The organism is Variovorax sp. CCNWLW225, from assembly GCF_037204045.1.
In the GTDB taxonomy this organism is placed as follows: domain Bacteria; phylum Pseudomonadota; class Gammaproteobacteria; order Burkholderiales; family Burkholderiaceae_C; genus Variovorax.
In genome coordinates this window covers 53,671-74,162 of sequence record NZ_JBBCBV010000005.1, presented here as the reverse complement: position 1 = coordinate 74,162, position 20,492 = coordinate 53,671, and the positions used below count along the sequence as shown (strand labels likewise).

The 20,492-nt window shown below is 67.0% G+C and carries 28 protein-coding genes; 17 read left to right on the top strand and 11 right to left on the bottom strand.

Annotation, left to right across the window (positions count from 1 at the left end):
• Nucleotides 1-323: 323 nt before the first annotated feature.
• From V9L20_RS11755 to V9L20_RS11745, 3 genes are all read left to right on the top strand, one after another.
• Nucleotides 324-608: a DUF427 domain-containing protein gene (locus tag V9L20_RS11755; RefSeq protein ID WP_015866436.1), complete on the top strand. Its 285-nt coding sequence runs from the start codon at nucleotides 324-326 to the stop codon at nucleotides 606-608.
• Nucleotides 605-1,354 carry a 2OG-Fe dioxygenase family protein gene (locus tag V9L20_RS11750; protein ID WP_337296735.1) on the top strand — a complete coding sequence of 250 codons (750 nt, stop codon included), beginning with the start codon at nucleotides 605-607 and terminating at the stop codon, nucleotides 1,352-1,354. Before V9L20_RS11755 ends, V9L20_RS11750 begins: the two co-directional genes overlap by 4 nt.
• Nucleotides 1,355-1,463: 109 nt before the next feature.
• On the top strand, nucleotides 1,464-1,907 hold the full coding sequence (locus V9L20_RS11745; protein WP_015866434.1) for a universal stress protein: 444 nt from the start codon (nucleotides 1,464-1,466) through the stop codon (nucleotides 1,905-1,907).
• Here V9L20_RS11745 and V9L20_RS11740 read toward each other — a convergent pair.
• On the bottom strand, nucleotides 1,891-2,592 hold the full coding sequence (locus tag V9L20_RS11740) for an RluA family pseudouridine synthase (RefSeq protein ID WP_337296734.1): 702 nt from the start codon (nucleotides 2,590-2,592) through the stop codon (nucleotides 1,891-1,893). The two genes, V9L20_RS11745 and V9L20_RS11740, sit on opposite strands and share 17 nt — an antisense overlap.
• A gap of 195 nt (nucleotides 2,593-2,787) precedes the next feature.
• On the opposite strand from V9L20_RS11740, the gene V9L20_RS11735 reads away from it, so the two are divergent.
• Nucleotides 2,788-3,990, top strand: a complete 1,203-nt coding sequence (locus V9L20_RS11735) for an MFS transporter (RefSeq protein ID WP_443098569.1) — start codon at nucleotides 2,788-2,790, stop codon at nucleotides 3,988-3,990.
• A 12-nt stretch (nucleotides 3,991-4,002) separates the two neighbouring features.
• Here V9L20_RS11735 and V9L20_RS11730 read toward each other — a convergent pair whose 3' ends face one another.
• The 3 genes from V9L20_RS11730 to V9L20_RS11720 are packed head-to-tail and all read right to left on the bottom strand — an operon-like array spanning nucleotide 4,003 to nucleotide 4,711.
• Nucleotides 4,003-4,284 carry a 2Fe-2S iron-sulfur cluster-binding protein gene (locus V9L20_RS11730; RefSeq protein ID WP_337296732.1) on the bottom strand — a complete coding sequence of 94 codons (282 nt, stop codon included), beginning with the start codon at nucleotides 4,282-4,284 and terminating at the stop codon, nucleotides 4,003-4,005.
• Complete coding sequence (locus tag V9L20_RS11725; protein WP_337296731.1) at nucleotides 4,281-4,565, bottom strand: VF530 family protein; 285 nt, start codon at nucleotides 4,563-4,565, stop codon at nucleotides 4,281-4,283. Before V9L20_RS11725 ends, V9L20_RS11730 begins: the two co-directional genes overlap by 4 nt.
• Nucleotides 4,562-4,711, bottom strand: coding sequence for a hypothetical protein (locus V9L20_RS11720; RefSeq protein WP_164547877.1), 150 nt, complete (start codon nucleotides 4,709-4,711; stop codon nucleotides 4,562-4,564). The genes V9L20_RS11725 and V9L20_RS11720 overlap by 4 nt, the downstream gene beginning before the upstream one ends.
• Before the next feature lie 93 nt (nucleotides 4,712-4,804).
• Here V9L20_RS11720 and V9L20_RS11715 point away from each other — a divergent pair, with 93 nt between their 5' ends.
• Both V9L20_RS11715 and V9L20_RS11710 read left to right on the top strand, forming a co-directional pair.
• Nucleotides 4,805-5,323, top strand: coding sequence for a GNAT family N-acetyltransferase (locus V9L20_RS11715; protein WP_258501488.1), 519 nt, complete (start codon nucleotides 4,805-4,807; stop codon nucleotides 5,321-5,323).
• Between the two features lie 86 nt (nucleotides 5,324-5,409).
• Nucleotides 5,410-6,309 (top strand): DUF808 domain-containing protein, encoded by a 900-nt coding sequence (locus tag V9L20_RS11710; RefSeq protein WP_337296730.1) that lies wholly within the window; start codon nucleotides 5,410-5,412, stop codon nucleotides 6,307-6,309.
• Between the two features lie 19 nt (nucleotides 6,310-6,328).
• On the opposite strand, the gene V9L20_RS11705 is transcribed toward V9L20_RS11710, so the two are convergent.
• The gene (locus V9L20_RS11705; protein ID WP_337296729.1) at nucleotides 6,329-6,535 is read right to left on the bottom strand and encodes a hypothetical protein; all 207 of its coding nucleotides are present in this window, start codon (nucleotides 6,533-6,535) and stop codon (nucleotides 6,329-6,331) included.
• Between the two features lie 94 nt (nucleotides 6,536-6,629).
• Between V9L20_RS11705 and V9L20_RS11700 the strand changes: the two genes are divergently transcribed.
• The 3 genes from V9L20_RS11700 (at nucleotide 6,630) to V9L20_RS11690 (ending at nucleotide 8,309) form a co-directional block, all read left to right on the top strand.
• On the top strand, nucleotides 6,630-6,902 hold the full coding sequence (locus tag V9L20_RS11700) for a DUF2164 domain-containing protein (RefSeq protein ID WP_337296728.1): 273 nt from the start codon (nucleotides 6,630-6,632) through the stop codon (nucleotides 6,900-6,902).
• 127 nt (nucleotides 6,903-7,029) lie between these two features.
• Nucleotides 7,030-7,452 (top strand): hypothetical protein, encoded by a 423-nt coding sequence (locus V9L20_RS11695; protein ID WP_337296727.1) that lies wholly within the window; start codon nucleotides 7,030-7,032, stop codon nucleotides 7,450-7,452.
• A 59-nt stretch (nucleotides 7,453-7,511) separates the two neighbouring features.
• Nucleotides 7,512-8,309 carry an enoyl-CoA hydratase/isomerase family protein gene (locus V9L20_RS11690; protein WP_337296726.1) on the top strand — a complete coding sequence of 266 codons (798 nt, stop codon included), beginning with the start codon at nucleotides 7,512-7,514 and terminating at the stop codon, nucleotides 8,307-8,309.
• Here V9L20_RS11690 and V9L20_RS11685 read toward each other — a convergent pair whose 3' ends face one another.
• Complete coding sequence (locus tag V9L20_RS11685) at nucleotides 8,310-8,966, bottom strand: glutathione S-transferase (RefSeq protein ID WP_337296725.1); 657 nt, start codon at nucleotides 8,964-8,966, stop codon at nucleotides 8,310-8,312.
• A gap of 110 nt (nucleotides 8,967-9,076) precedes the next feature.
• Here V9L20_RS11685 and zigA point away from each other — a divergent pair, with 110 nt between their 5' ends.
• Entirely contained in the window at nucleotides 9,077-10,270 is a 1,194-nt protein-coding gene (zigA, locus tag V9L20_RS11680) for a zinc metallochaperone GTPase ZigA (RefSeq protein ID WP_337296724.1), read from the top strand.
• 14 nt (nucleotides 10,271-10,284) lie between these two features.
• Here the strand turns inward: zigA and V9L20_RS11675 are convergent, their stop codons facing one another.
• Nucleotides 10,285-10,776, bottom strand: a complete 492-nt coding sequence (locus V9L20_RS11675; protein WP_337296723.1) for a Fur family transcriptional regulator — start codon at nucleotides 10,774-10,776, stop codon at nucleotides 10,285-10,287.
• A 108-nt stretch (nucleotides 10,777-10,884) separates the two neighbouring features.
• Between V9L20_RS11675 and V9L20_RS11670 the strand changes: the two genes are divergently transcribed.
• From V9L20_RS11670 to V9L20_RS11645, 6 genes are all read left to right on the top strand, one after another.
• Entirely contained in the window at nucleotides 10,885-11,550 is a 666-nt protein-coding gene (locus V9L20_RS11670) for an alpha/beta hydrolase (RefSeq protein WP_337296722.1), read from the top strand.
• Nucleotides 11,551-11,733: 183 nt separating this feature from the next.
• The gene (gene gshA / locus V9L20_RS11665; RefSeq protein ID WP_337296721.1) at nucleotides 11,734-13,290 is read left to right on the top strand and encodes a glutamate--cysteine ligase; all 1,557 of its coding nucleotides are present in this window, start codon (nucleotides 11,734-11,736) and stop codon (nucleotides 13,288-13,290) included.
• A 189-nt stretch (nucleotides 13,291-13,479) separates the two neighbouring features.
• Nucleotides 13,480-13,860 (top strand): response regulator transcription factor, encoded by a 381-nt coding sequence (locus V9L20_RS11660; RefSeq protein ID WP_337296720.1) that lies wholly within the window; start codon nucleotides 13,480-13,482, stop codon nucleotides 13,858-13,860.
• A gap of 118 nt (nucleotides 13,861-13,978) precedes the next feature.
• Nucleotides 13,979-14,902 (top strand): SDR family NAD(P)-dependent oxidoreductase, encoded by a 924-nt coding sequence (locus tag V9L20_RS11655; protein WP_337296719.1) that lies wholly within the window; start codon nucleotides 13,979-13,981, stop codon nucleotides 14,900-14,902.
• A gap of 101 nt (nucleotides 14,903-15,003) precedes the next feature.
• Nucleotides 15,004-15,429, top strand: coding sequence for a nuclear transport factor 2 family protein (locus V9L20_RS11650; protein WP_126746155.1), 426 nt, complete (start codon nucleotides 15,004-15,006; stop codon nucleotides 15,427-15,429).
• On the top strand, nucleotides 15,419-15,874 hold the full coding sequence (locus V9L20_RS11645) for a MerR family transcriptional regulator (RefSeq protein ID WP_337296718.1): 456 nt from the start codon (nucleotides 15,419-15,421) through the stop codon (nucleotides 15,872-15,874). Before V9L20_RS11650 ends, V9L20_RS11645 begins: the two co-directional genes overlap by 11 nt.
• Nucleotides 15,875-15,893: 19 nt before the next feature.
• Here V9L20_RS11645 and V9L20_RS11640 read toward each other — a convergent pair whose 3' ends face one another.
• The 3 genes from V9L20_RS11640 to V9L20_RS11630 form a co-directional block, all read right to left on the bottom strand.
• Entirely contained in the window at nucleotides 15,894-16,253 is a 360-nt protein-coding gene (locus V9L20_RS11640; RefSeq protein WP_126746153.1) for an HPF/RaiA family ribosome-associated protein, read from the bottom strand.
• Between the two features lie 97 nt (nucleotides 16,254-16,350).
• A complete protein-coding gene (locus V9L20_RS11635; RefSeq protein WP_126746152.1) occupies nucleotides 16,351-16,779 on the bottom strand; it encodes a CBS domain-containing protein in 429 nt (142 codons plus the stop codon).
• A 143-nt stretch (nucleotides 16,780-16,922) separates the two neighbouring features.
• Nucleotides 16,923-17,531: a cell envelope protein SmpA gene (locus V9L20_RS11630; protein ID WP_337296717.1), complete on the bottom strand. Its 609-nt coding sequence runs from the start codon at nucleotides 17,529-17,531 to the stop codon at nucleotides 16,923-16,925.
• A gap of 209 nt (nucleotides 17,532-17,740) precedes the next feature.
• Between V9L20_RS11630 and ylqF the strand changes: the two genes are divergently transcribed.
• The gene (gene ylqF / locus V9L20_RS11625; protein WP_337296716.1) at nucleotides 17,741-18,712 is read left to right on the top strand and encodes a ribosome biogenesis GTPase YlqF; all 972 of its coding nucleotides are present in this window, start codon (nucleotides 17,741-17,743) and stop codon (nucleotides 18,710-18,712) included.
• Between the two features lie 11 nt (nucleotides 18,713-18,723).
• Here the strand turns inward: ylqF and V9L20_RS11620 are convergent, their stop codons facing one another.
• Nucleotides 18,724-20,373: a DUF4139 domain-containing protein gene (locus tag V9L20_RS11620; RefSeq protein WP_337296715.1), complete on the bottom strand. Its 1,650-nt coding sequence runs from the start codon at nucleotides 20,371-20,373 to the stop codon at nucleotides 18,724-18,726.
• Nucleotides 20,374-20,492 lie beyond the last annotated feature (119 nt).

Below are 20,492 nucleotides of genomic sequence, written 5' to 3'. Positions count from 1 at the left end.
CTTCGCCAAAGAAACGTAGGCAAAAGAAAGGCGACCCCACTGTCTGCGACCCTCCGCTTCGCTGCGGGCAACCTGCGGTGCTCGTGTTTCGCGGGGTCTCGCAGAACTCGCTTCGCTCAAACAGCTGCGAGCCCTGATCCGCAAAACCCTCCGCTCCTCGGCGCATACAGAGGGGCTTGGAAACCGAACGGGCCTTTGCTTCGCTCGGCCAAGCCATTGCGGCGCTGCGCGCCACATGGTTGGGCGCCCGCTGGGCGAGGCCCGGTCCCGGGAAACAAACAACGCCAAAGGGCACAATATCCCTTCCCCGTGGAGAGCAACACATGAAAGCAACCTGGAACGGCGTCACCATCGCCGAAAGCGACGACACCGTGCTCGTCGAAGGTAACCACTATTTTCCGATGAGCTCGCTCAACCGCGACCACGTCACCTTCAGCAACCACAAGACCACCTGCCCCTGGAAGGGCACGGCCAGCTACTACTCGCTGCTGGTCAACGGCGAGCTCCATACGGACGCCGCCTGGTACTACGCAGACCCCAAGCCCGAAGCCGAAGAAATCCGTGATCGCGTCGCGTTCTGGAAGGACGTGAAGGTCACCGCGTCGTGACCAACGCTGCATTCGCACCGCCGTTCATCCAGCCGGCCGAGCTGCTGCCTGCGCTGCGCGAACAGGGCTATGCGGTGCTCAGCCCTCAAGGCGTGAGCGAGTGGCTCGGCGTGCCGCTCGACGAACTCGAAGCGCTGCACGCCGACTGGAACAATCTTCCACCGGACGAATACCTGAAGGACGGCGGCCGCTACCGCACGCGGCGCCATGCGTGCTTCACCGTCGAGGGCGAGGCGATTGCGCAGGTGCCGCACCGTGCGCACTGGCAGCCGGTGGAATACAACGCGCTGCACGGCGGCATGCAGCGCTGGTTTGCGCCCATGCACGAGGCCACGGTGGCGCAGCCGGTATGGCAGCGCCTGCTGCAGCGCCTGGGCGAAGCGGCAAGCGGCATGCGCAATACCGCGGCGCAACCGTGGTTCGTCGAGGCGCACCAGTTCCGCATCGACACCGCAGGCGGCATCGGCCGGCCCACGCCTGAAGGCGCGCACCGCGACGGTGTCGACCTGGTGGCGGTGGCGCTGGTGGGACGCAGTGGAATCAAGGGCGGCGAAACGCGCGTGTTCGAAGCCAACGGAAGGCGCGGCGAGCGGTTCACCATGACCGAGCCGTGGACGCTGCTGCTGCTCGACGATGCGCGCGTGATCCACGAGTCCACGCCGATCCAGCCGACCGAAGAGGGGGCCGCCGGCTGGCGCGACACCCTCGTGGTTACCTGCCGCGCTCAGGGTTTCCAGGGGGATTGACCCCGCTGGCTTGAGTCCTACAGTCACGCCCCGGCCTAGGGGTTAAATTGGAGGCCCGGTTCGGTTGCGAGCCGCGCCTGTCTGCGAACGAACGAAAGTGAGGTCCGCCATGTTCAATCACATCCTGGTTCCGATCGACGGCTCCGAAACTTCCATGCTCGCGGTCAGCAAGGCCAGCGGCCTTGCTCTGGCGTTCGGAAGCCGCATCACGTTGATCCACGTGATCGACAACTATCCCTTCATCGGCGTGGGTGCGGACTACGCGCTCGGCCAGAACGAATACCTGGCCGCGGCCACCGCAAGCGCCAATGCAGCACTCGCGCGCGGCGTGGCCGCGCTGGCGGCCGAAGGCCTGCACAGCGACCAGCGCGTGATCGACGGCCACGTGGTGCACGAAGGCATCGTCGACACCGCCATTGCCATTGCGGCCGACCTGATCGTGATGGGCTCGCATGGCCGCAGCGGCATCGAGAAGCTGCTGCTCGGCAGCGTGACCCAGCGTGTGCTCCAGGACGCACCCATGCCGGTGCTCGTGGTCAAGGGCGGGCTGTAGAAAAAAGAGAAGAAAAAGAAAGAAGAAGAGGAGCGAAGTCCGGCTGGCTCTGAAAGCGAAGCATCTGCTGCGTCGCTGGGTGCACGAAGCCCAGCTCGCTCGCATGCAGCAGCAGGCGCGGGGCGCGCGCCTGGACCTCGGCACTGCCATAGAGCGCATCGCCCAAGATCGGATGGCCGATCGACAGCAGGTGCACGCGCAGCTGATGCGAGCGGCCCGTGAGCGGCTCCAGCAGCACATGCGTGGCCGCAGTTTCTTCATTGATTGTTGAGGAAAGCGCCCGCCACCGCGTGAGGCTGGGCTTGCCCGTGGGATCCACCTTCTGCAGCGGGCGCCGCGGCCAGTCGGCCATCAACGGTGCATCGATGACCGACCATTCATCGCGCACCGGCATGGCACCGTCGACGATGGCTTCGTAGCGCTTGTGCATCACCCGGTTGGCAAACGCATCGCCGAGCGCGCGCTGCATGGCGGCCCCGCGAGCCATCAGCACCAGCCCGCTGGTCGCCATGTCGAGCCGGTGAACGATCAGCGCGTCGGGCCACCGCCGCATGGCGCGCGCGCTCAGGCAGTCCTGCTTGTCCTCGCCGCGCCCGGGCACACAAAGCAGGCCCGCAGGCTTGTTCAGCACCAGCAGGTGGGCGTCTTCGTGGACGAGGTCGATAGCAAGGTCGGTGTCGGGCATGGATGCGGCAGAGTGTAGAGAGAAGGCCGGCAGCAGGGGGGCAGGGCGGAGAGCCCGCCCTCATGCGAGGCTCATGAAGCCTCGGCTATCCTCGAACGGATGTCCGGCCCCGCCTCTCCTGCCTCTCCTTCTCCCATTTCCGCCGCCGTTCCCGCGCCCCCGAGCTTTTCCCAACTCAGGCGCGAGCGTCCGTTTATGCAGTTGTGGGTGGCGCGGCTTTTCGGCACCGCGGCGTCGCAGATGCTGCTGGTGGCCATCGGCTGGCACATGTACGAGCTCACCGGCAGCGCGTGGGATCTCGGCCTGGTCGGCCTCTATCAGTTCGTTCCCGCGCTAGTGCTGGCGCTGCTGGCCGGCCACGTGGTCGACCGCCGCCATCGCGGCCGCATCGTTGCGGCCTGCTTTGCGGTGCAGGGGGTGGTGGCGCTGGTGCTGCTGCTCGCGGTGGCGCAGCGCTTCGATACGCGCGGCCTGCTGCTGGGCTTGTCGCTGGTGCTCGGCGCGGTGCGCGCCTTCCAGATGCCGGCCCAGCAGGCGCTGACGCCGCTGCTGGTGCCGCCCACCATGCTGCCGCGGGCCATGGCTTTCAGCTCGGCCGGCATGCAGGGCGCGATCATCGGCGGGCCGGCGCTCGGCGGCCTGTTGTTCGTGGCGGGCATGGCGGTGGTGTACGGCGCAAGCGTGCTGTGCTTTGCCATTGCCTGCGTGCTGGTGCTGCGGCTGCGCTATGCCCATACCCCGGCGGCGCGCGAGCCGGTCACGCTGGCCACGGTGTTCGCGGGGGTCAATTTCATCTGGAGGCGCAAGCCCGTGCTCGGCGCCGTGTCGCTCGATCTTTTCGCGGTGCTGCTGGGTGGCGCCGTGGCGCTGCTGCCCATCTACGCCAAGGACATCCTGCACACGGGGCCGTGGGGCCTCGGGCTGCTGCGCAGCGCGCCCGCCGCGGGTGCGCTGGTGATGTCGATTGCGCTCACGCGCCGGCCCATCGAGCGCCATATCGGCCGCACCCTGCTGATCGCCGTCGGGCTCTTCGGGATGTGCATGGTGGTGTTCGGCATCTCGCGCAGCTTCGTCGTTTCGCTGATTGCGCTGGCGGTGTCCGGCGGGGCCGACATGGTCAACGTGGTGATCCGGCAGACGCTCGTGCAGCTCGAAACGCCCGACGCCATGCGAGGCCGGGTGAGCGCGGTCAATTCGATCTTCATCGGCGCCAGCAACCAGCTGGGCGAGTTCGAATCCGGCGCCACGGCTGCGCTGCTGGGGCCGGTGGGCTCGGTGGTGCTGGGCGGCGTGGGAACCATGATGGTGGCGCTGGGCTGGTTCAAGCTGTTCCCATCGCTCGCGCAGCGCGACCGTCTGGTGGTCGCGGCGCCGGCTCAGGCCGTCAAGCAAGGCTGAACAGGTCGGCTCTCAGAACAGCGAGAACGCCTTGGGCGCATCGATCGAAAGATCGCTCTGCGCCTCGGCCACGCAGGGCAGTATCCAGCCCTCGGCCTTTTCCTCGGCGCTCATGCCGGGCCATTCGACGGTGTGGCGTATCGAGCCCGACAGCAGCTGGCAGATGCAGGTGCGGCAGGTGCCGTTGCGGCAGGAGCTCGGCATTTCGATGCCGGCCGACTCGGCCGCCTTCAGGAGCGTGGTGCCGGTCTCGGCCTCGAAACCAAGGCCCGATGGTTCGAGCCGAACCCTCATCGCTGCGGGGATTGTTGTTGCTGCTGCTCGCGGCGCTGTTCGCGCAGCATGAAGAGATAAAGGCTTTCGACCTTCTCGCGCGCCCACGGCGTCTTGCGCAGGAACTTGAGGCTGGAGCCCACGCTCGGCTCGAAGGTGAAGCAGCGGATGGGAACGAGATGGCCGAGCTGTTCCCAGCCGTAGTAGTCGGCCAGCGCCGTGACGATGGCTTCCAGCGTGAGCCCGTGCAACGGGTTCCGCGGCTGGGCCGGCTTGGCGGGCGCTGGCTTTTCGTCGGTCACTTGTTCTTGAGCTTGCCGCGCGGAATAACCGCGGTGGTGATCGTGCGGACCGGCTCGATCCCGCCAGTGCCCGCGGGCTTGGGCGGCGAAGTGTCCTTCTTCGGTTTCTTGGCTTCCTTGTTCGCGCGTTGTTGACCCTTGGCCATATCTACCTCCTGTTGATGTGTGTCTGGTGCGTGTGCAACAAGCAGTTTAGCGGTGCGGCGACAATACGCGGTTCCATTTGATTTTCCGCATTCATGTCAGATTACGAAGTTCGCCCCGCCACGATGCGCGACGCCAAGGCCGTCGCCGAAGTCCACACCCTGGCCGCCCAGGCTGCCTACCAGGGCATCCTGCCCGAGGAAGAGCTGCGCACGCTGGCCCCCGCCACCCGCGAGGCCAAGTGGCGCGAAGCCATCGAGTTCAGCGAGCCGCAGGTGCAGGTGGCGGTGCTGGGCGGCGAAATCGTCGGCTTCGTCGGCTTCGACCGCTCGCGCGATCCCAAGACGCCTTCCACCGCAGGCGAGATCTGGGCTCTTTATGTCAAACCCGAGCATTGGGGCAAGGGCCTCGGCGTGGCGCTTTGGGACGCCGCCCGCGAGGGCCTTGAGGAAGAAGGCTGCACCACCGTGACCGCGTGGGTGCCGATTCGCAACGACCGCGCCATGCGCTTTTTCGAGCTTGCCGGTTTCAAGCGCGAAATGAAGACCGCCAAGACCACGGCGCTCGGCACGGTGCGCGTCGAAGAAATCCGCCTCAAGCGCAACGTCGTCTGACGCGCCTGCCGCGTACGGGTATTGCCGGCGAGGGCCGCGGTTGCGGCTAAGCTCGCCGATTCTTTTTTTTTACACCGACCATTGCCATGGCCACCAGCCTGCTTCTGCTGCTCGACGACATCGCCACCGTTCTGGACGACGTCTCGATCCTCACCAAGGTAGCCGCCAAGAAAACGGCCGGCGTTCTGGGCGACGACCTCGCGCTCAATGCGCAGCAGGTTTCGGGCGTCAAGGCCGACCGCGAGCTGCCGGTGGTCTGGGCGGTGTGCAAGGGCTCGTTCATCAACAAGCTCATCCTGGTGCCCGCGGCGCTGGCCATCGGCACCTGGTTGCCCTGGCTCGTCACGCCGCTGCTGATGATCGGCGGTGCGTTCCTGTGCTTCGAGGGCTGCGAGAAGCTGGCCCACAAGTTCCTGCACAAGAAGGAGCACGAGGCCGACACGGCGCGCCACGAGCGGGCGGTGGCCGACGAGACCATCGACGTGGTTGCCGTCGAAAAGGACAAGATCAAGGGTGCGGTGCGCACCGACTTCATTCTTTCGGCGGAAATCATCGCCATCACGCTGGGCACCGTTCAGGGCCAGCCCTTCGTCACGCAGTTCACCGTGCTCGCGGGCATTGCGCTCATCATGACCGTCGGCGTCTACGGCCTGGTGGCCGGCATCGTCAAGCTCGACGACGCGGGCCTCTACCTGAGCCAGCAGGCCAGCAAGGCCGCGCAGGCCCTGGGCCGCGGCATCCTGGTTGCGGCGCCCTGGCTCATGAAGGGGCTGTCGATTGCGGGCACCGCCGCCATGTTCCTCGTGGGCGGCGGCATCCTGGTGCACGGCGTTCCCGCGTTCGGCCACGCAGTCGAACACTGGGCCGAAGCCACCGGCGGTGTGTTCGGCGCACTCGGATCGATGGGCGTGAACGCGGGTGTCGGCCTTGTTGCCGGCGCCGTGGTGCTTGCGGTGGTCGAGCTCATCAAGAAGCTCCGCCGCTGAGCGCGGCGCGGCATTTTTACTAACGCCGCGCCTTGGCGCGCTGCACCAGGTCGACCACGATCAGCGCCACGCCCAGTGCAAGGGCGAACCAGCCGACCGCCGACGCGCCCGCCACCATCTCGAACCACCGCGTGCCTTGCAGGAAGCGCGGCCCCAGCAGCACGGCGGCGCCGATCAGTACGCAAAGAATGCCGCGTTCGAGCGTGCGGAGTTGTCTTGAAGCCATGGTGTCGTGGAGTCGCTGGTGAAGATCGGCAGGTGCGCCATTGTCGCAAGACGAATGCGCTGCAGAATCGAACGGCAAAAACCCAAGGAACCGCATGACCATCGAGATCGCCAAGGAAGCACCGCAACAGGCCATCGCGTCGATCGAACGCTACTTCCGCGAGAACATGGAAGAGCCGATCGGCAACATCGCCGCCGGCGCGCTGCTCGGTTTCTTTCTCGAGGAAGTCGGGCCCATCGTCTACAACAAGGCGGTGGCCGACGTGCAGGAGCGCCTGCAGGCTCGCATCTCGGAGGTCGACCTCGAAGTGCATGAAGACGAGTTCCAGTACTGGCGCAAGTTCGACCGGCAGAAAAAGGGCAAGTGACCGGGGCGTCTGGAGCGAGCGAATGCGCCAGCGGGCGTTGTGCAGGGGCGACGCGGGCGTGGCCCGCAGGGGGCCGGCTTTCCATGAACATACACATGGTTACGCCGTCACTGCAAAATGGGAACCCATGCAATACAACCGCGCGCCCATCTTCTCCAGGTCTTCGCTGCTGCGCAGCTTCGCTGCCGTGCCGCTTGCGCTGGCCGCAACCCTTGCCGCCGCACAGCCTGATCCTTCGGGTTTTCCGCTGGAAGCCGTGGGCTATCTCAACGAGGAACTGCCCCGCATGGAGGCCGCCATCGCGGCCCGCGACCGCAGCTTCTTCCACGGCGCCACCGCCCGCGTGGTGCAGTTCTCCGAGCGCTGGGGCTTCAAGGCCCAGGCCAACCCCGACCTGGCGAAGTACCCGATGTGCACCGAGGCCGTGATGGACTACGCGGTGGTCGGCATGTGCAAGCTCAACCCCTCGGGCGACGTGTGCGAGCCCGGGCTGGCACCGCGCTTCGAAGCCAACGTGCAGCGCTGCCGCGAGCTTGCCGCGCGAAAATAACGTTCCCGTCTTTCGACGCAGAAGAACATCCCCGCACGCCATGCGGGGCGGAGACACGCATGGACTACACCCGCTACCAGACCCTTGCCATCACGCGCCGCGGCATCCACGATGCGGTGCTCGACATCCAGATGCGCGCGGCCAACGGCAAGCTGCCGACGGCCGGCCATGACGGCCACCGGGAGCTTGCGGAAATCTGGCGCGACGTGGCGGCCGACGACACGGTGCGCTGCGCGGTGCTGCGGGGCGAAGGGCTCGGCTTTTCCGGCGGCGGCGACCTGGCCATGGTGCAGGACATGACCACCGACGACGCGGTGCGCCAGCGTGTGTGGAAAGAAGCGCGCGACCTCGTCTACAACATCATCAACTGCGACAAGCCGATCGTGAGCGCCATGCACGGCCCGGCCGTGGGCGCCGGGTTGGTGGCGGGGCTGCTGGCCGATATTTCCATTGCGAGCAAGGGCGCGAAGATCGTCGACGGCCATACGCGCCTGGGCGTGGCGGCGGGCGACCATGCGGCCATCGTCTGGCCGCTCTTGTGCGGCATGGCCAAAGCCAAGTACCACCTGCTGCTGTGCGAGCCGGTGAGCGGCGAGGAGGCCGAGCGCATCGGCCTGGTGTCGCTCGCGGTGGACGAAGCCGACCTGCTGCCGCGCGCCTACGAAGTGGCCGACCGGCTGGCGGCCGGCAGCCAGAGCGCGATTCGCCTCACCAAGTACGCGCTCAACAACTGGCTGCGCCAGGCCGGGCCGACGTTCGACGCTTCGCTGGCGCTCGAATTCATGGGCTTTGCCGGCGCCGACGTGCGCGAGGGCGTGGCCTCGCTGCGCGAACGGCGGGCGCCGAACTTCGGCTGATCAGGCGGGCGGGTAGGCGACGCCGGCCGCGCCCGATACCCACGGCGAGTACTTCCGCATCGCGCGCTCGAACAGTTGCGACCCGGTCCAACCCGCGAGCCAGCTGCGCAGCTGCGGCCAGGGCTGGCTTTCGAACCATGAGGGATCGACCATTGCGAACTGCCGCACAAAGGGCATGACCGCGGCATCGGCCAACGTGGCCCGCGTGCCGAAAAGCTGGGAACCGGCGGCAAGCCTTGCCTCGAGCTGCGAAAGAAACCGGGAGCCGCTTTCGCATGCGTTCTCCGGCAATTCGCTGAACCGCCCCGGGTATTTGTAGCGGTCGAGCTGCGGCTTGAAGTCGTTGTCGCAGGTGGCGATGAGCGCGAGCATGTCGTCGAGCGTGCCCGCCTCGGGTTCGAGCCAGCGCAGCGGGTCGTTGCGGCGCAGGGCCCACAGCATGATGTCGAGACTTTGCTCCAGCACCGCCGCCTCGGGCAGCACCAGCACGGGCACCGTGCCCTTGGGCGACGCGGCGAGCATCTCGGCGGGCTTGTTCTTTAAGACCACTTCGCGCAGTTCGCACGGCTCGCCGCTGGCGGCCAGCGCCAGGCGGGCGCGCATTGCGTACGGGCAACGGCGAAAGCTGTAGAGAACGGGGAGGCTCAAGTGCTGCATCTGACGCAAGAGTCTATGCGAGGCCGAGCGGAGAATTGCCGCATGGGTTAAATGCAACATGGTTGCATTGCTTCATATAATGCAATTCTGTTGCATATAAAGCCACGCTCATGAACCAACGCCTCCCCGTTACCGTGCTGTCCGGCTTTCTCGGCGCCGGCAAGACCACGCTGCTCAACCACATCCTGCACAACCGCGAGGGGCGGCGCGTGGCGGTCATCGTCAACGACATGAGCGAGGTCAACATCGACGCAGCGCTGGTGCGGGGCGGCGGCGCCCAGCTTTCGCGCACCGACGAGAAGCTGGTCGAGATGAGCAACGGCTGCATCTGCTGCACGCTGCGCGAAGACCTGCTCATCGAGGTGGGCCGGCTCGCGAAGGAAGGGCGCTTCGACCAACTCGTGATCGAATCGACCGGCATCTCGGAGCCGCTGCCGGTGGCCGAGACCTTCACCTTTGCCGGCGAAGACGGCAAGAGCCTGGCCGACGTGGCGCGGCTGGACACCATGGTGACGGTGGTCGACGCTTTCAACTTCCTGCGCGACTACGGCTCGCCCGACAGCCTGGGCGAGCGCGGCCAGTCGCTCGGCGATGAAGACACGCGCACCGTGGTCGACCTGCTGATCGAGCAGATAGAGTTCTGCGACGTGCTGGTGGTCAACAAGACCGACCTCGTCACCGCTGAAGAGCGCGGCCGCCTGATGGCCATTCTGCGCAGCCTCAACCCACGTGCGCGCATCGAGACGTCGGAGTTCGGCCGCGTTGCGCTCGACCGCGTGCTGGACACGGGCCTGTTTGATTTCGAGCAGGCCGAGCAGGCACCCGGCTGGCTGGCCGAACTCCGCGGCGAGCATTCGCCCGAGAGCGACACCTACGGGATTCGCAGCTTCGTTTACCGCGCGCGGCTGCCGTTTCATCCGCAGCGCTTCTGGGACCTGGTGCAAGGCGAGTGGGAGGGCGTGGTGCGCTCCAAGGGGTTCTTCTGGCTCGCAAGCCGGGCCACGCGCGCGGGCTCCTGGTCGCAAGCCGGCGGCGCCTGCCGCTATGGCGTGGCCGGCCTGTGGTGGGCCGCGGTGCCGCGCGAACACTGGCCTGCCGATGAAGAAGCGTTGGAGATCATCCGCAAGAACTGGGATCCGGCCACCGGCGATGCGCGGCAGGAGCTGGTGCTGATCGGCATTGGAATGGACGAAGCCGACCTGCGCGCGCGGCTCGATGCCTGCCTGCTGACCGAGAGCGAAATGCGCTACGGCGCTTCGTGGTGGGCCAACCTTCCGGACCCTTTTCCGTCCTGGAACGTGTAGCCGCCCTGCAGAGCTCAGCCCCTGCAATCCCCGCAGGTGCCGTGCAGCGTGAGCGCGGTATGGCGCGTGTCGATGCCTTGCTTGCGCAGCTCGCGGCCCAGCCGGCTCATCACCTTGGGCAGTTCCGGGTCCGAAGGCAGCGCCAGCACCTTGTGGCACTGGTCGCACTCGAAGATGTTGCCCGAAGCGGCTTCCACATGGCGTGCAAAGCGGTTGATGCGGTCCGCGCCCACGCGGCGGTCGCACAGGCCGGCTTCGACGAGGCGGTCGAGCACGCGGTAGATCGTCACGCGGTCGGGCGGGGCTCCGGTGGCGCCGGTGTAGGCGGCAACCACGTCGTCGTGCGTCAGGGGCTGCGGGGCGCGTTCCAGCAGGTCCAGCACGGTTTGTGCGGCGCGCGTCACGCGCAGGCCGCTGCTGCGCAGCAGGGCTTCGCTGCCTGATGCCGCGGCGGCGGCGGCGACGGCGGCGGCAGCGGCAGGGGAGGGCTTGGGGTGTGGGCTCATGGGTTTTGCGTGAACCGCCATTGTGTTGCATTCCGTGAGACCGCGCCCCGGCCGGCCCGAATGCGCTAAGGTCTGGTTTTTGGCGTCTCTGAATACCTTCTACCGACCATGTCCCGCTCCCCGATCGAAATCGAAACCGCTCCCCATCCCACCGCCACGGTGATCGTGATGCACGGCCTTGGCGCCGATGGAAACGACTTCGTGCCGATTGCCAACGAACTCGACCTGTCGAGCGTGGGCCCAGTGCGCTTCGTGTTCCCGAATGCGCCGGTGATCCCGGTCACCATCAACGGCGGCTACCAGATGCCGGCGTGGTACGACATTGCGGTGGCCGACCTGGCCGCGCGCGAAGACGAGGCGGGCCTTCGCCGCTCGCAGGCCGCCATCGAGGCGCTCATTGCCAACGAGAAAGCCCGCGGCATCAAGGCCGAGCGCATCGTGGTGGCCGGTTTCTCCCAAGGCTGCGCCATGGCGCTGATGACGGGCCTGCGCCATACGGAGCGGCTGGCGGGCATCGTCGGCCTCTCGGGCTACCTGCCCATTGCGGCTACCACCGCGGCGGAGCGCCACGCGGCCAACCACGAAACCCCGGTTTTCCTGGCCCATGGCCGGCAAGACCCGGTGGTGCCGTTCGACAGGGCGCTGATGTCGCGCGACGCGCTCACCGCCCTGGGCTACAGCGTGGAGTGGCATGAATACCCGATGGCGCATTCGGTCTGCATGGAAGAAATTGCCGACCTGAACCGGTTTTTGCTGCGCGTGCTGGCGGCATAACGCGGCGCCCTGCGACTGGCTCCAGCCTCCCATCCGGCCACTCCGAAAGCGCAAGCCCCATGAACTCTGCTAGCAAAACGATAGCGGTGGCCAGCATAGCGGAAGGAGGGATTCCCTGCACGAGCAGTGCCCGCGCGGGCGTGCTACCTTCCAGCCCCTCAGAAGATCGACGGGTATAACAATATGAGCAGCAGATTGCAGGAGAGGTTGGGTGCGCTCTCAACCGCGAGGTTGAAGGGGATGCGGCGCGGCATCGAGAAAGAAAGCCTGCGCGCCCTGCCGGACGGCAAACTCGCGCTCACACCGCATCCGATTGCGCTCGGATCGGCGCTCACCCATCCGCACATCACCACCGACTTCAGCGAATCGCAGCTCGAGCTCATTACGGGCGTGCATGCCAATGTGGAGTCGGCGCTCGACGAGCTGACCCGCGTGCACCAGTTCACCTACCGCGTGCTCGACTCGCTCGGCGACGAGCGCCTGTGGGTGTCGAGCATGCCCTGCGGCCTGCCGACGGACGAAACCATTCCCATCGGGCGCTACGGCTCCTCCAACGTGGGGCGCGCCAAGAGCGTCTACCGCATGGGCCTGAGTCACCGCTACGGGCGGCGCATGCAGACCATTTCGGGCATTCACTACAACTGGTCGCTGCCCGATGTGTCCAGCGAACAGTATTTCGCGCTCATTCGCAATTTCCGGCGCCACGCCTTCCTGCTGCTCTACCTGTTCGGCGCTTCGCCGGCGCTGTGTTCGAGCTTTGTCGCGGGCCGCCCGCACGAGCTCCAGCCGCTGGGCGACGGCAGCATGTTCATGCCGCATGGCACCTCGCTGCGCATGGGGCGCCTGGGCTACCAGAGCGACGCGCAGGCCTCGCTGGCCGTGAGCTACAACAGCCTCGAAGGTTATGGCGCCTCGCTGCAGGACGCACTCACGCGCCCCTGGCCGGCCTACGAAGCCATTGGCATCCGCAACCTGGGCGGCGACTACAACCAGCTTGCCACCAGCCTGCTGCAGATCGAGAACGAGTTCTACGGCACCATCCGCCCCAAGCGCGTGATCAACCCGGGCGAGCGCCCGCTGCATGCGCTGCGCGAGCGCGGCGTCGAATACGTCGAGGTGCGGCTGATGGACCTCGACCCCTTCGAGCCGGTGGGCATCAACGCGCAGACGATGCGCTTCATCGATGTGTTCCTGCTGCAGTGCCTGCTGAGCGACAGCCCGGCCGACACCCCGCAGGAAATTGCCGAGCTGGCCCACAACCAGCACCTCACCGCCGCGCGCGGGCGCGAGCCGGGCCTGCACCTGCTGCGGGGCGGGCGCGAAGTGGCGCTGGCCGACTGGGGCATCGAACTGGTGGAGCAGTGCCTGCCCATTGCCGCCGCGCTCGATGCCGCGAACGGCGGCACGCACCATGCCGACGCGGTGCAGGCGGCGCTTGCCGCCCTGCAAAACTCGGACAGCCTGCCTTCGGCTCGCGTTCTGGCGGCGGTGGAGCAACGCCACGGCAACTCGTTCATCGGCTTCATTCGCGCGCAGTCCGAGCAGACTCGCGCGGCGCTTCTGGCCCTGCCGTTCCCGCCCGAGCAGCAGGCCGAGTTCGAGCGCATGACCGAGGAGTCGATCCAGGAGCAAAGGCGCATCGAGGCCGCCGACACCATGCCCTTCGAGATCTACCGCGAGCAGTACGTGTCGCCGGCTCGCCTGGGGCTTGGCCGTGGGCGGATGGCCGTCGCGGCCTGACCCGGCTGGCTGTCCTACGCGTCTCACCAGGGTGCAGCCCGCCTGACGACAGGCGCGGGCGCCCATGGCCTACAGGCATTGGCCTGCATGACTCACCGCGCGCGCCGCCGCGCCGGAGACCATGGGCAGCATGCACCCCGCAAGCAACAGATTCGTATTCCGGCCCGTGGCTCGGCCGGAGATCCCGGCATGAGCTTCAAGGCCTATCTTGTCGAGGACAGCGCCCTCATCCGTGAAAACCTCGTCGGCTTTCTGCACGACGTGGCCGATGCGGACGTGGTCGCCTGCGCCAGCAGCGAGGAAGAGGCGGTGCGCTGGCTGCGCCAGCATCGCGACGAGTGGGACCTGACCATCGTCGATCTTTTCCTGGAGCGCGGCAACGGCCTCGGCGTGGTGAGGGCCTGCCGCGACCGCATGGCCGGCCAGAAAGTCGTGGTGCTGAGCAACTACGCCACCTCCGACATGCGCCAGCGCTCCGCCCAACTGGGCGCCGATGCCTTCTTCGACAAATCGGCCGAGCTCGACCAGCTGGTGGCCTACTGCGAAACGCTGCGTCACGCGCGTGACTGAGCGCGCACGCGGCCGCTCGCGCCGGCGTGCTTTTCTGGGGTAAAACGCCACGCGGCCGCCAGCGGCGGCCATCGGCTACACCCCCATTCCCCACGGAAAGAAAGCAAGAGAGCAAGAGATGACCCAAAGCACCATCGACTTCAAGGGCCGAGTGGCCATCGTGACCGGCGCGGGCGGCGGCCTCGGCCGGCAGCATGCGCTGGCCCTGGCGGCGCGCGGGGCCAAGGTGCTGGTCAACGACCTGGGCGGCGCGGCGGACGGTTCCGGCGGCTCGGTGAGCGCCGCGCAAGCCGTGGTGGACGAGATCAAGGCCGCGGGCGGCGAGGCCATGGCCAACGGCGCCTCGGTGACCGACTTCGACGCGGTGCAGGCGATGGTGCAGCAGGCCGTCGATGCCTGGGGCCGGGTCGACATCCTGGTCAACAACGCCGGCATCCTGCGCGACAAGAGCTTTGCCAAGATGGGCCTTGCCGATTTCAAGCTGGTGGTCGACGTGCACCTGATGGGCGCGGTGAACTGCACCAAGGCCGTCTGGGCGCTCATGAACGAGCAGAAATACGGCCGCATCGTGATGACCACCTCGTCTTCCGGGCTCTACGGCAACTTCGGCCAGAGCAACTACGGCGCCGCCAAGCTCGCGCTGGTGGGGCTCATGCAAACGCTGAGCATCGAAGGCGCCAAGAACGACATCCGCGTCAATTGCCTGGCGCCCACCGCGGCCACGCGGATGACCGAGGGCCTGATGCCGAAGGAAGTGCTCGACGCCCTCAAGCCCGAGGCGGTGGTGCCCGCCATGCTGGTGCTGGCCTCCGCCGACGCGCCGAACCGCACCATTCTTTGCGCTGGCGCAGGCACCTTCGAGGCCGCGCACATCACCCTTACGCAGGGCGCCTGGCTGGGCATTGGCGCGGACACGCCCGAGCAACTGGCCGCGCGGCTTGCCGAGGTGACCTCGCGCGAGGGCGAGATCGTGCCCCAGAGCGGTTCGGCCCAGGGCAGCAACGAAGTGGGCAAGGCCATGGCCCACGCGGGCAAGGGCTGACGCGAAACCTGTTCATGGCGCTTGACCTAGAGTGCACTCGAGCATTTCCAATGAATTCACCGGGCACTTCCGGTTCATTCATTCCAAGAGGAAATGCAGCCATGAACACGACGACAGACAACAAGGCGCTGGTGCAGCGCATCCATGCCGCGCTGGACGAGGGCAACGGCCAGCTCTTCATCGACAGCCTGGCCGACGATGCCGCCTGGACGCTCGAAGGCACCACGCCATGGTCGCGCACCTATGCGGGCAAGGCGGCCATCCGCGAAGAGCTGATCAAGCCGCTGTTCGCGCAGTTCGCGGGCCCTTACCGGAGCAAGACCGAGCGCATCATTGCCGAAGACGACCGGGTGGTGGTGCTGTTCAGCGGCGACGTGCCCACCAAGGCCGGCAAGCGCTACAACAACCGCTATTGCTACGTCTATCGACTCGAAGGAGGCAAGGTGAAAGAACTGACCGAGTACTTCGACACCGCACTGGTGCAGGAGGCGCTGCAGGCGCCGTCCGCCGCCGCCCATGCCGGCTGACGGCGGCACCCCGTTCCACATCGGCGAGCTTGCCACGCGCACCGGCCGCACGGTGCACGCAATTCGCTGGTACGAGGCGCAAGGCCTCGTGCCCGGCGTTTCGCGCGACGAAGGCGGCCGGCGCCTCTATGGCGAGCTGCACGTGGGCTGGCTCGACCTGATGGACCGGCTGCGCCGCACCGGCATGACCATTGCCGAGATGCGGGAGTACACCGCGCTCGCGCTGCAGGGCAAGACCACGCTGCCGCAGCGGCGCGACCTGCTCGCGGCGCATCGCGCGCGCGTGACCGAGACCATTGCCGAGTGGAAGCGCGCCTTGTCGCTGGTCGACCGCAAGATCGACTTCTACGACGAGTGGATGCAGACCGGCCACCGCCCGCCGTTGATTCCCGTCGAGACACCCGGCCCCAAGGCTCCCGCGCGGAAGCCCCGCACCCGGCGGTAAGCGCAGGCGCTTGCCGGAGCTATTCCGCGATAAAGCCCGCGTCCTTGCGGATGGAGTCGCGGTCGCGGTGGTTGTTCAACCGGCCCAGCGTGTTGTCGAGCAGGCGCTTGAGCTTTTCGGCCGCGCCCCTGAAGGCTTCGTCCAGGGTGGTGGCGTATTGCGTCACGGCCAGCGGCTGGTGGTGTGCAAGCCGTGCTTCCATCACGCAGCACTTGTTGCCCGCACCGGCCTTGTCATGGTTTTCGTCGCTCAGATGCACTTCGACGCGCGTCACGTCGTCGACGAAGCGGCTCAGCTGTTGCTTGATCTCCGTATCGGCCCAGCGCTCCAGCGCGTCCTTGTTGTTGACACCGTTGCTCGTGTTGACCTGAATCTGCATGCCGTGTTCCTGCTGATGGATGAACGAGCCCCTACTGTGCGCCCTAAACAGGCCGGGCGCGCGTAGGCGTGTTCCCCACCTTGGGGCAGGCATGGGATCAACTCTGGATATAGGTCGTGAGCTGCGCGATGGTCACTTCGTGGTCGGCAATGATGTCGTCCATCAAGTCCTGGATGGAGATCATTCCCACCACCTTGTCGCCGTCGACCACCGGCAGGTGGCGGAACTTGCGCTGGCTCATGAGCGCCATGCAGGCGCGCGTGCGGGTTTGCGGGGTCACGGTCATCACGTCGGGCGTCATGATCTCCGAGACCTTCATCTCCTTGGAGTTCTTGCCCTGCAGCGCCACCTTGCGGGTGTAGTCGCGCTCGGAGAGAAAGCCCACCAGCTTCTCGCCGTCCATCACCATGAGCGCGCCCACTTCGAAATGCGCCAGCGTGGCCAGCGCATCGAACACGCTGGCGTCCGGCGAGGTGCGCCAAGCCGCGGAGTCGTGGCGCTTGAGCAGTTCGGAGACGGGTTTCATCGCGGTAACTCCATCAAAAGTTTCAATTCGACCGACGCGCCGATGCGCCGCGTTCAGTCAAATGATAGGGGCGGAACCGCCCCCCGCGATGCAAAACATCTAGTGGATTGCACGTGGCTCGCCGAGACGCGCGCCAACGCGAACTAAGGTGTTGGTGCCAGCACGCGGCTGAGTGCCACCGGGTCGCCCACCACCGACTTGACCAGGCCCTTCTCGTCGAAGTTGACCTGGTACTCGGACCAGCTGTCGCGCCAGTAGCGCCACATGGGTGCGTCGAGGCTGGGGTTCTCGGCCGCAACGGGGTAGCCGATGGCCATCAGCACCTGCTCGCGCGTCATGCCGGGCATCACCTTCACGGCAAGAATGGCATTGCGGATCGCGGGCGGAAAGGCCGCCATCTTGTGCCTGGGGTCTTCGGTCACCACGTAACGCCTGGCAAAGTCGATCAGCGTGATGTTGCGGCTGTAGTCGTTCTTGATGCGCTGCGGCTTGCCGGCCAGGTCGGCGCTGAACCAGCGCATGTCGTAGGCCGTGATGCGGGCCGGCGTGCCCACGGCCACGATGCTGGTGCCTTGCTCGTCATAGTTGATGTCGCTGATGGAGCTGCCATAGGTGCGCATGTTGCAGCACAGGTAGCCGTCGATCATCGGGCCCTGCGGCGGCGTGGGGCGCTGGGCATGGGCAACTGTTGCGACTGTCGCGGAACCAACGGTGGCTGCCAGCAGGGCGGCAGCGGCAAGGCGCTTGAGCATGGATTTCCCTCGGGTAATTATTTGAAAGCGGCTGCGGGTGCAGCGCGCGGATTCTAGGGGCGCGGCACGCCGCAGCACAGGCAAAATGGCCGTCTGCAGCTATGGAAAACGTAGCGGTGTGATCTGCCGCACGTTCCCCGTCGACAATGCGCACCCGGCCTTCGGGCCTGCCCCTCCCCAGACAGAGCGAAAAGAAAGAGCATCCATCGATGGCGATCCAGTGGTTCCCCGGGCACATGTACACGACCCAGAAGGCCATCACCGAGCGGGTGAAGGACATCGACGTGGTCATCGAGCTGCTCGATGCGCGGCTGCCGGGCTCCAGCGCCAACCCGATGCTGGCCGAACTCACGGCCGGGCGGCCGTCGCTGAAGGTGCTCAACAAGCAGGACCTGGCCGACCCTGCGCGCACCGCGCTCTGGCTCGCGCACTACAACGCGCTGCCGGCCACGCGCGCCATTGCACTCGACGCGAGCCAGACGACGCCGGCGCAGGCCATCGTGCGTGCCTGCCACGAGCTTTCGCCCAACCGCGGCGGCATGGCCAAGCCGATGCGCGTGCTGATCTGCGGCATTCCCAATGTGGGCAAGTCCACGCTCATCAACACGCTGACCGGCAGCCGCAAGGCCAAGACCGGCGACGAGGCCGGCATTACCAAGCTGGAGCAGCGCATCACGCTGGCCGACGACTTCTACCTGTGGGACACGCCCGGCATGCTGTGGCCGCGCATCGTGGTGCCCAAGAGCGGCTACAACCTGGCCGCCAGCGGTGCCGTGGGGCGCAATGCCTTCGACGAGGAAGAAGTGGCGCTGGAGCTGCTCAACTACCTGAAGACGCATTACGCGGAGGGAATCACCGCGCGCTTCAAGCTGGCCGAGCATGACGCCGCCGCCATCGCCGCCATGAAGGACGAGGAACTGCTCGACCTCATCGGCCGCAAGCGCGGCGCGCTGCTGGGCAAGGGCCGCGTCAACCTGCAGAAAGCCGCCGAAATCGTGATGCACGAGTTTCGCGCCGGCAATCTCGGGCGCATCACGCTCGAAACACCCGAAGAGTTTGCGCGGTGGCTCGCCGAGGGGCAGCGTATCGACGCCGAGCGGCAGGCAAAGAAAGCGGCGCGCGGCAAGAAGCGCAAGCCGGGTGCCGACCCCGCCGAAGGCCAGGCACCCGAGCCGCACTGAACAGGGCGCGCTCAGCGCATCTGCAGCCGGGCGTCCTTCGGGTAGCTGATGGTGTAGTCGGCCGCCACGCGTGCGGTCTTACCAGGGTCCAGATCGAAGCTCCACATCGCGAGGCCGGGCTGCTTGTTCCAGGCCAGCTCACCGGGCTGCGGCGAGAACTGCGCGGCCACGCGTACCTGCTCGTCGACCGACACCGGCGCGGCCTCGAGCACCTGCACCGCGATGGGCGTGCGGTGGCGGTTTTCGACCACATAGGCGCGCTGCACCTTGCGCTCGGCGCGCGAGCCGACGAAGCCGCCCGTGCCCTGGCTGTCTTGCTCGGGCTCGGGTTGCACGCGCACGAGTTCGTCGCGGCCGAAGGAGAGCGTGAGCTTCGCGTCGCTGGGCGCGTTCCAGCGGCCGCTGCCGACGAAGTTGCCGTCGCGGTACAGCTGCAGCGCCCCGGCTGGCCACACGCCTGACGGTTGCGCGAGTTCGGCGACCAGGAAGGCGCTGGCGTCGACGCGAGGACTGGTGCGGGCGGCCAGCTTTGCCGTGTCTTCATGCTGGCCCAGCGCCAGCGTTACGCGCTGGCCGTTGGAGGGCACGTCGATGCTTTGCGGCACGGCGAATTCGGTGGCAAAGCTGTTGTCGAACACGGCCACGTCGAAAAGCGGCTCCGCAGCTTCAGCCATTGCGCGCTTCCGGTCGAAGGATGCAGCGGGCGCCGGCGCTGCCATCATGGCTACCGGGCTCGCCGGCGCACGCTGCGGCGGCTCGATGCCGATGCGCCATGCGCTCGGGGTGCGGCCGGTGGTTTCGCGCCGCGGCTGGCCGGTGGAAAGCACCAGCTTCACGCCGCGCCAGTCTTCGCCCGTGGCTTGCGCCACCAGGGCCTGCCGCTCGATGCGCACCTTGCGCGTGGCCGTGTCGAGCAGCGCGCGGTAGGTGGGCGTCCAGCCGGGGCCGTTGACCTGGTAACTCAGCTTCACATCGGCATCGGCGCTGGCGGCCAGCGTCACGGTGACCGCCATCACCTGGGCACCGTCGCCTTGCGAGCGCTTGCGTTCGGCAAGCAGCGGGTTGAGTTGGCGGTCGATGTCGGTCTGCTTGCGCTGGATCTGGTGCTGCTTCAGCAGCGAGTCTTGCCCGGTGCGGCGCATCGCATCGGTCATTGCGGCAAGGTTGCGCGCGTCCATCGGCGCGCGTGCGCCCTGTGCCGATTCGCCTCCGCCGCCAGAGAGGCCCTTGAGATAGCCCGTCACCATGCCGAGGGCCTCGTTTTCCGCCTGCAGGGCGGCCTTCTGGTCTTCCAGTTCGCGGATGCGGCCGTCGAGCGCGCTGGTGGCGCAGCGCGCCGAGAGTTCGCGCGCCTCGCTGAGCACCGAAGTCTCGCCCACGCGCACCGATGCGCCGGCCGACACCTGCAGGCTCTGCACGTCGAGCCCGGCGGGCAGGCAGGCGAAGGTGACCGATCGACTGCCGGCTGCAACCCGCGCCACGCGTTCCACCGTGGCGCTGCCGGGATAGACCTTGACTTGCGTGATGCGCGACGCATCCGCGCCCCCGGTGGACGCCACGGCCTGCGCATACGCGCCGGTGTTGAGAATCAGCCAGGCCGCGGCAACGACGGTGGCGCGCAGGTTGGCACGGAAGAAGGAAGAAGAAGAGATTGCTTTCATCGGAGCCTCGGTAGTGGTTCGTTCCTCCACTCATACGGCGGGGCTCGCCGACCGGGGTTAAAGCCGCAAAAAAAAGTGCGCTGTCGCCAACGCAACTGCGCGGGCCTTGCGGGTCGCGG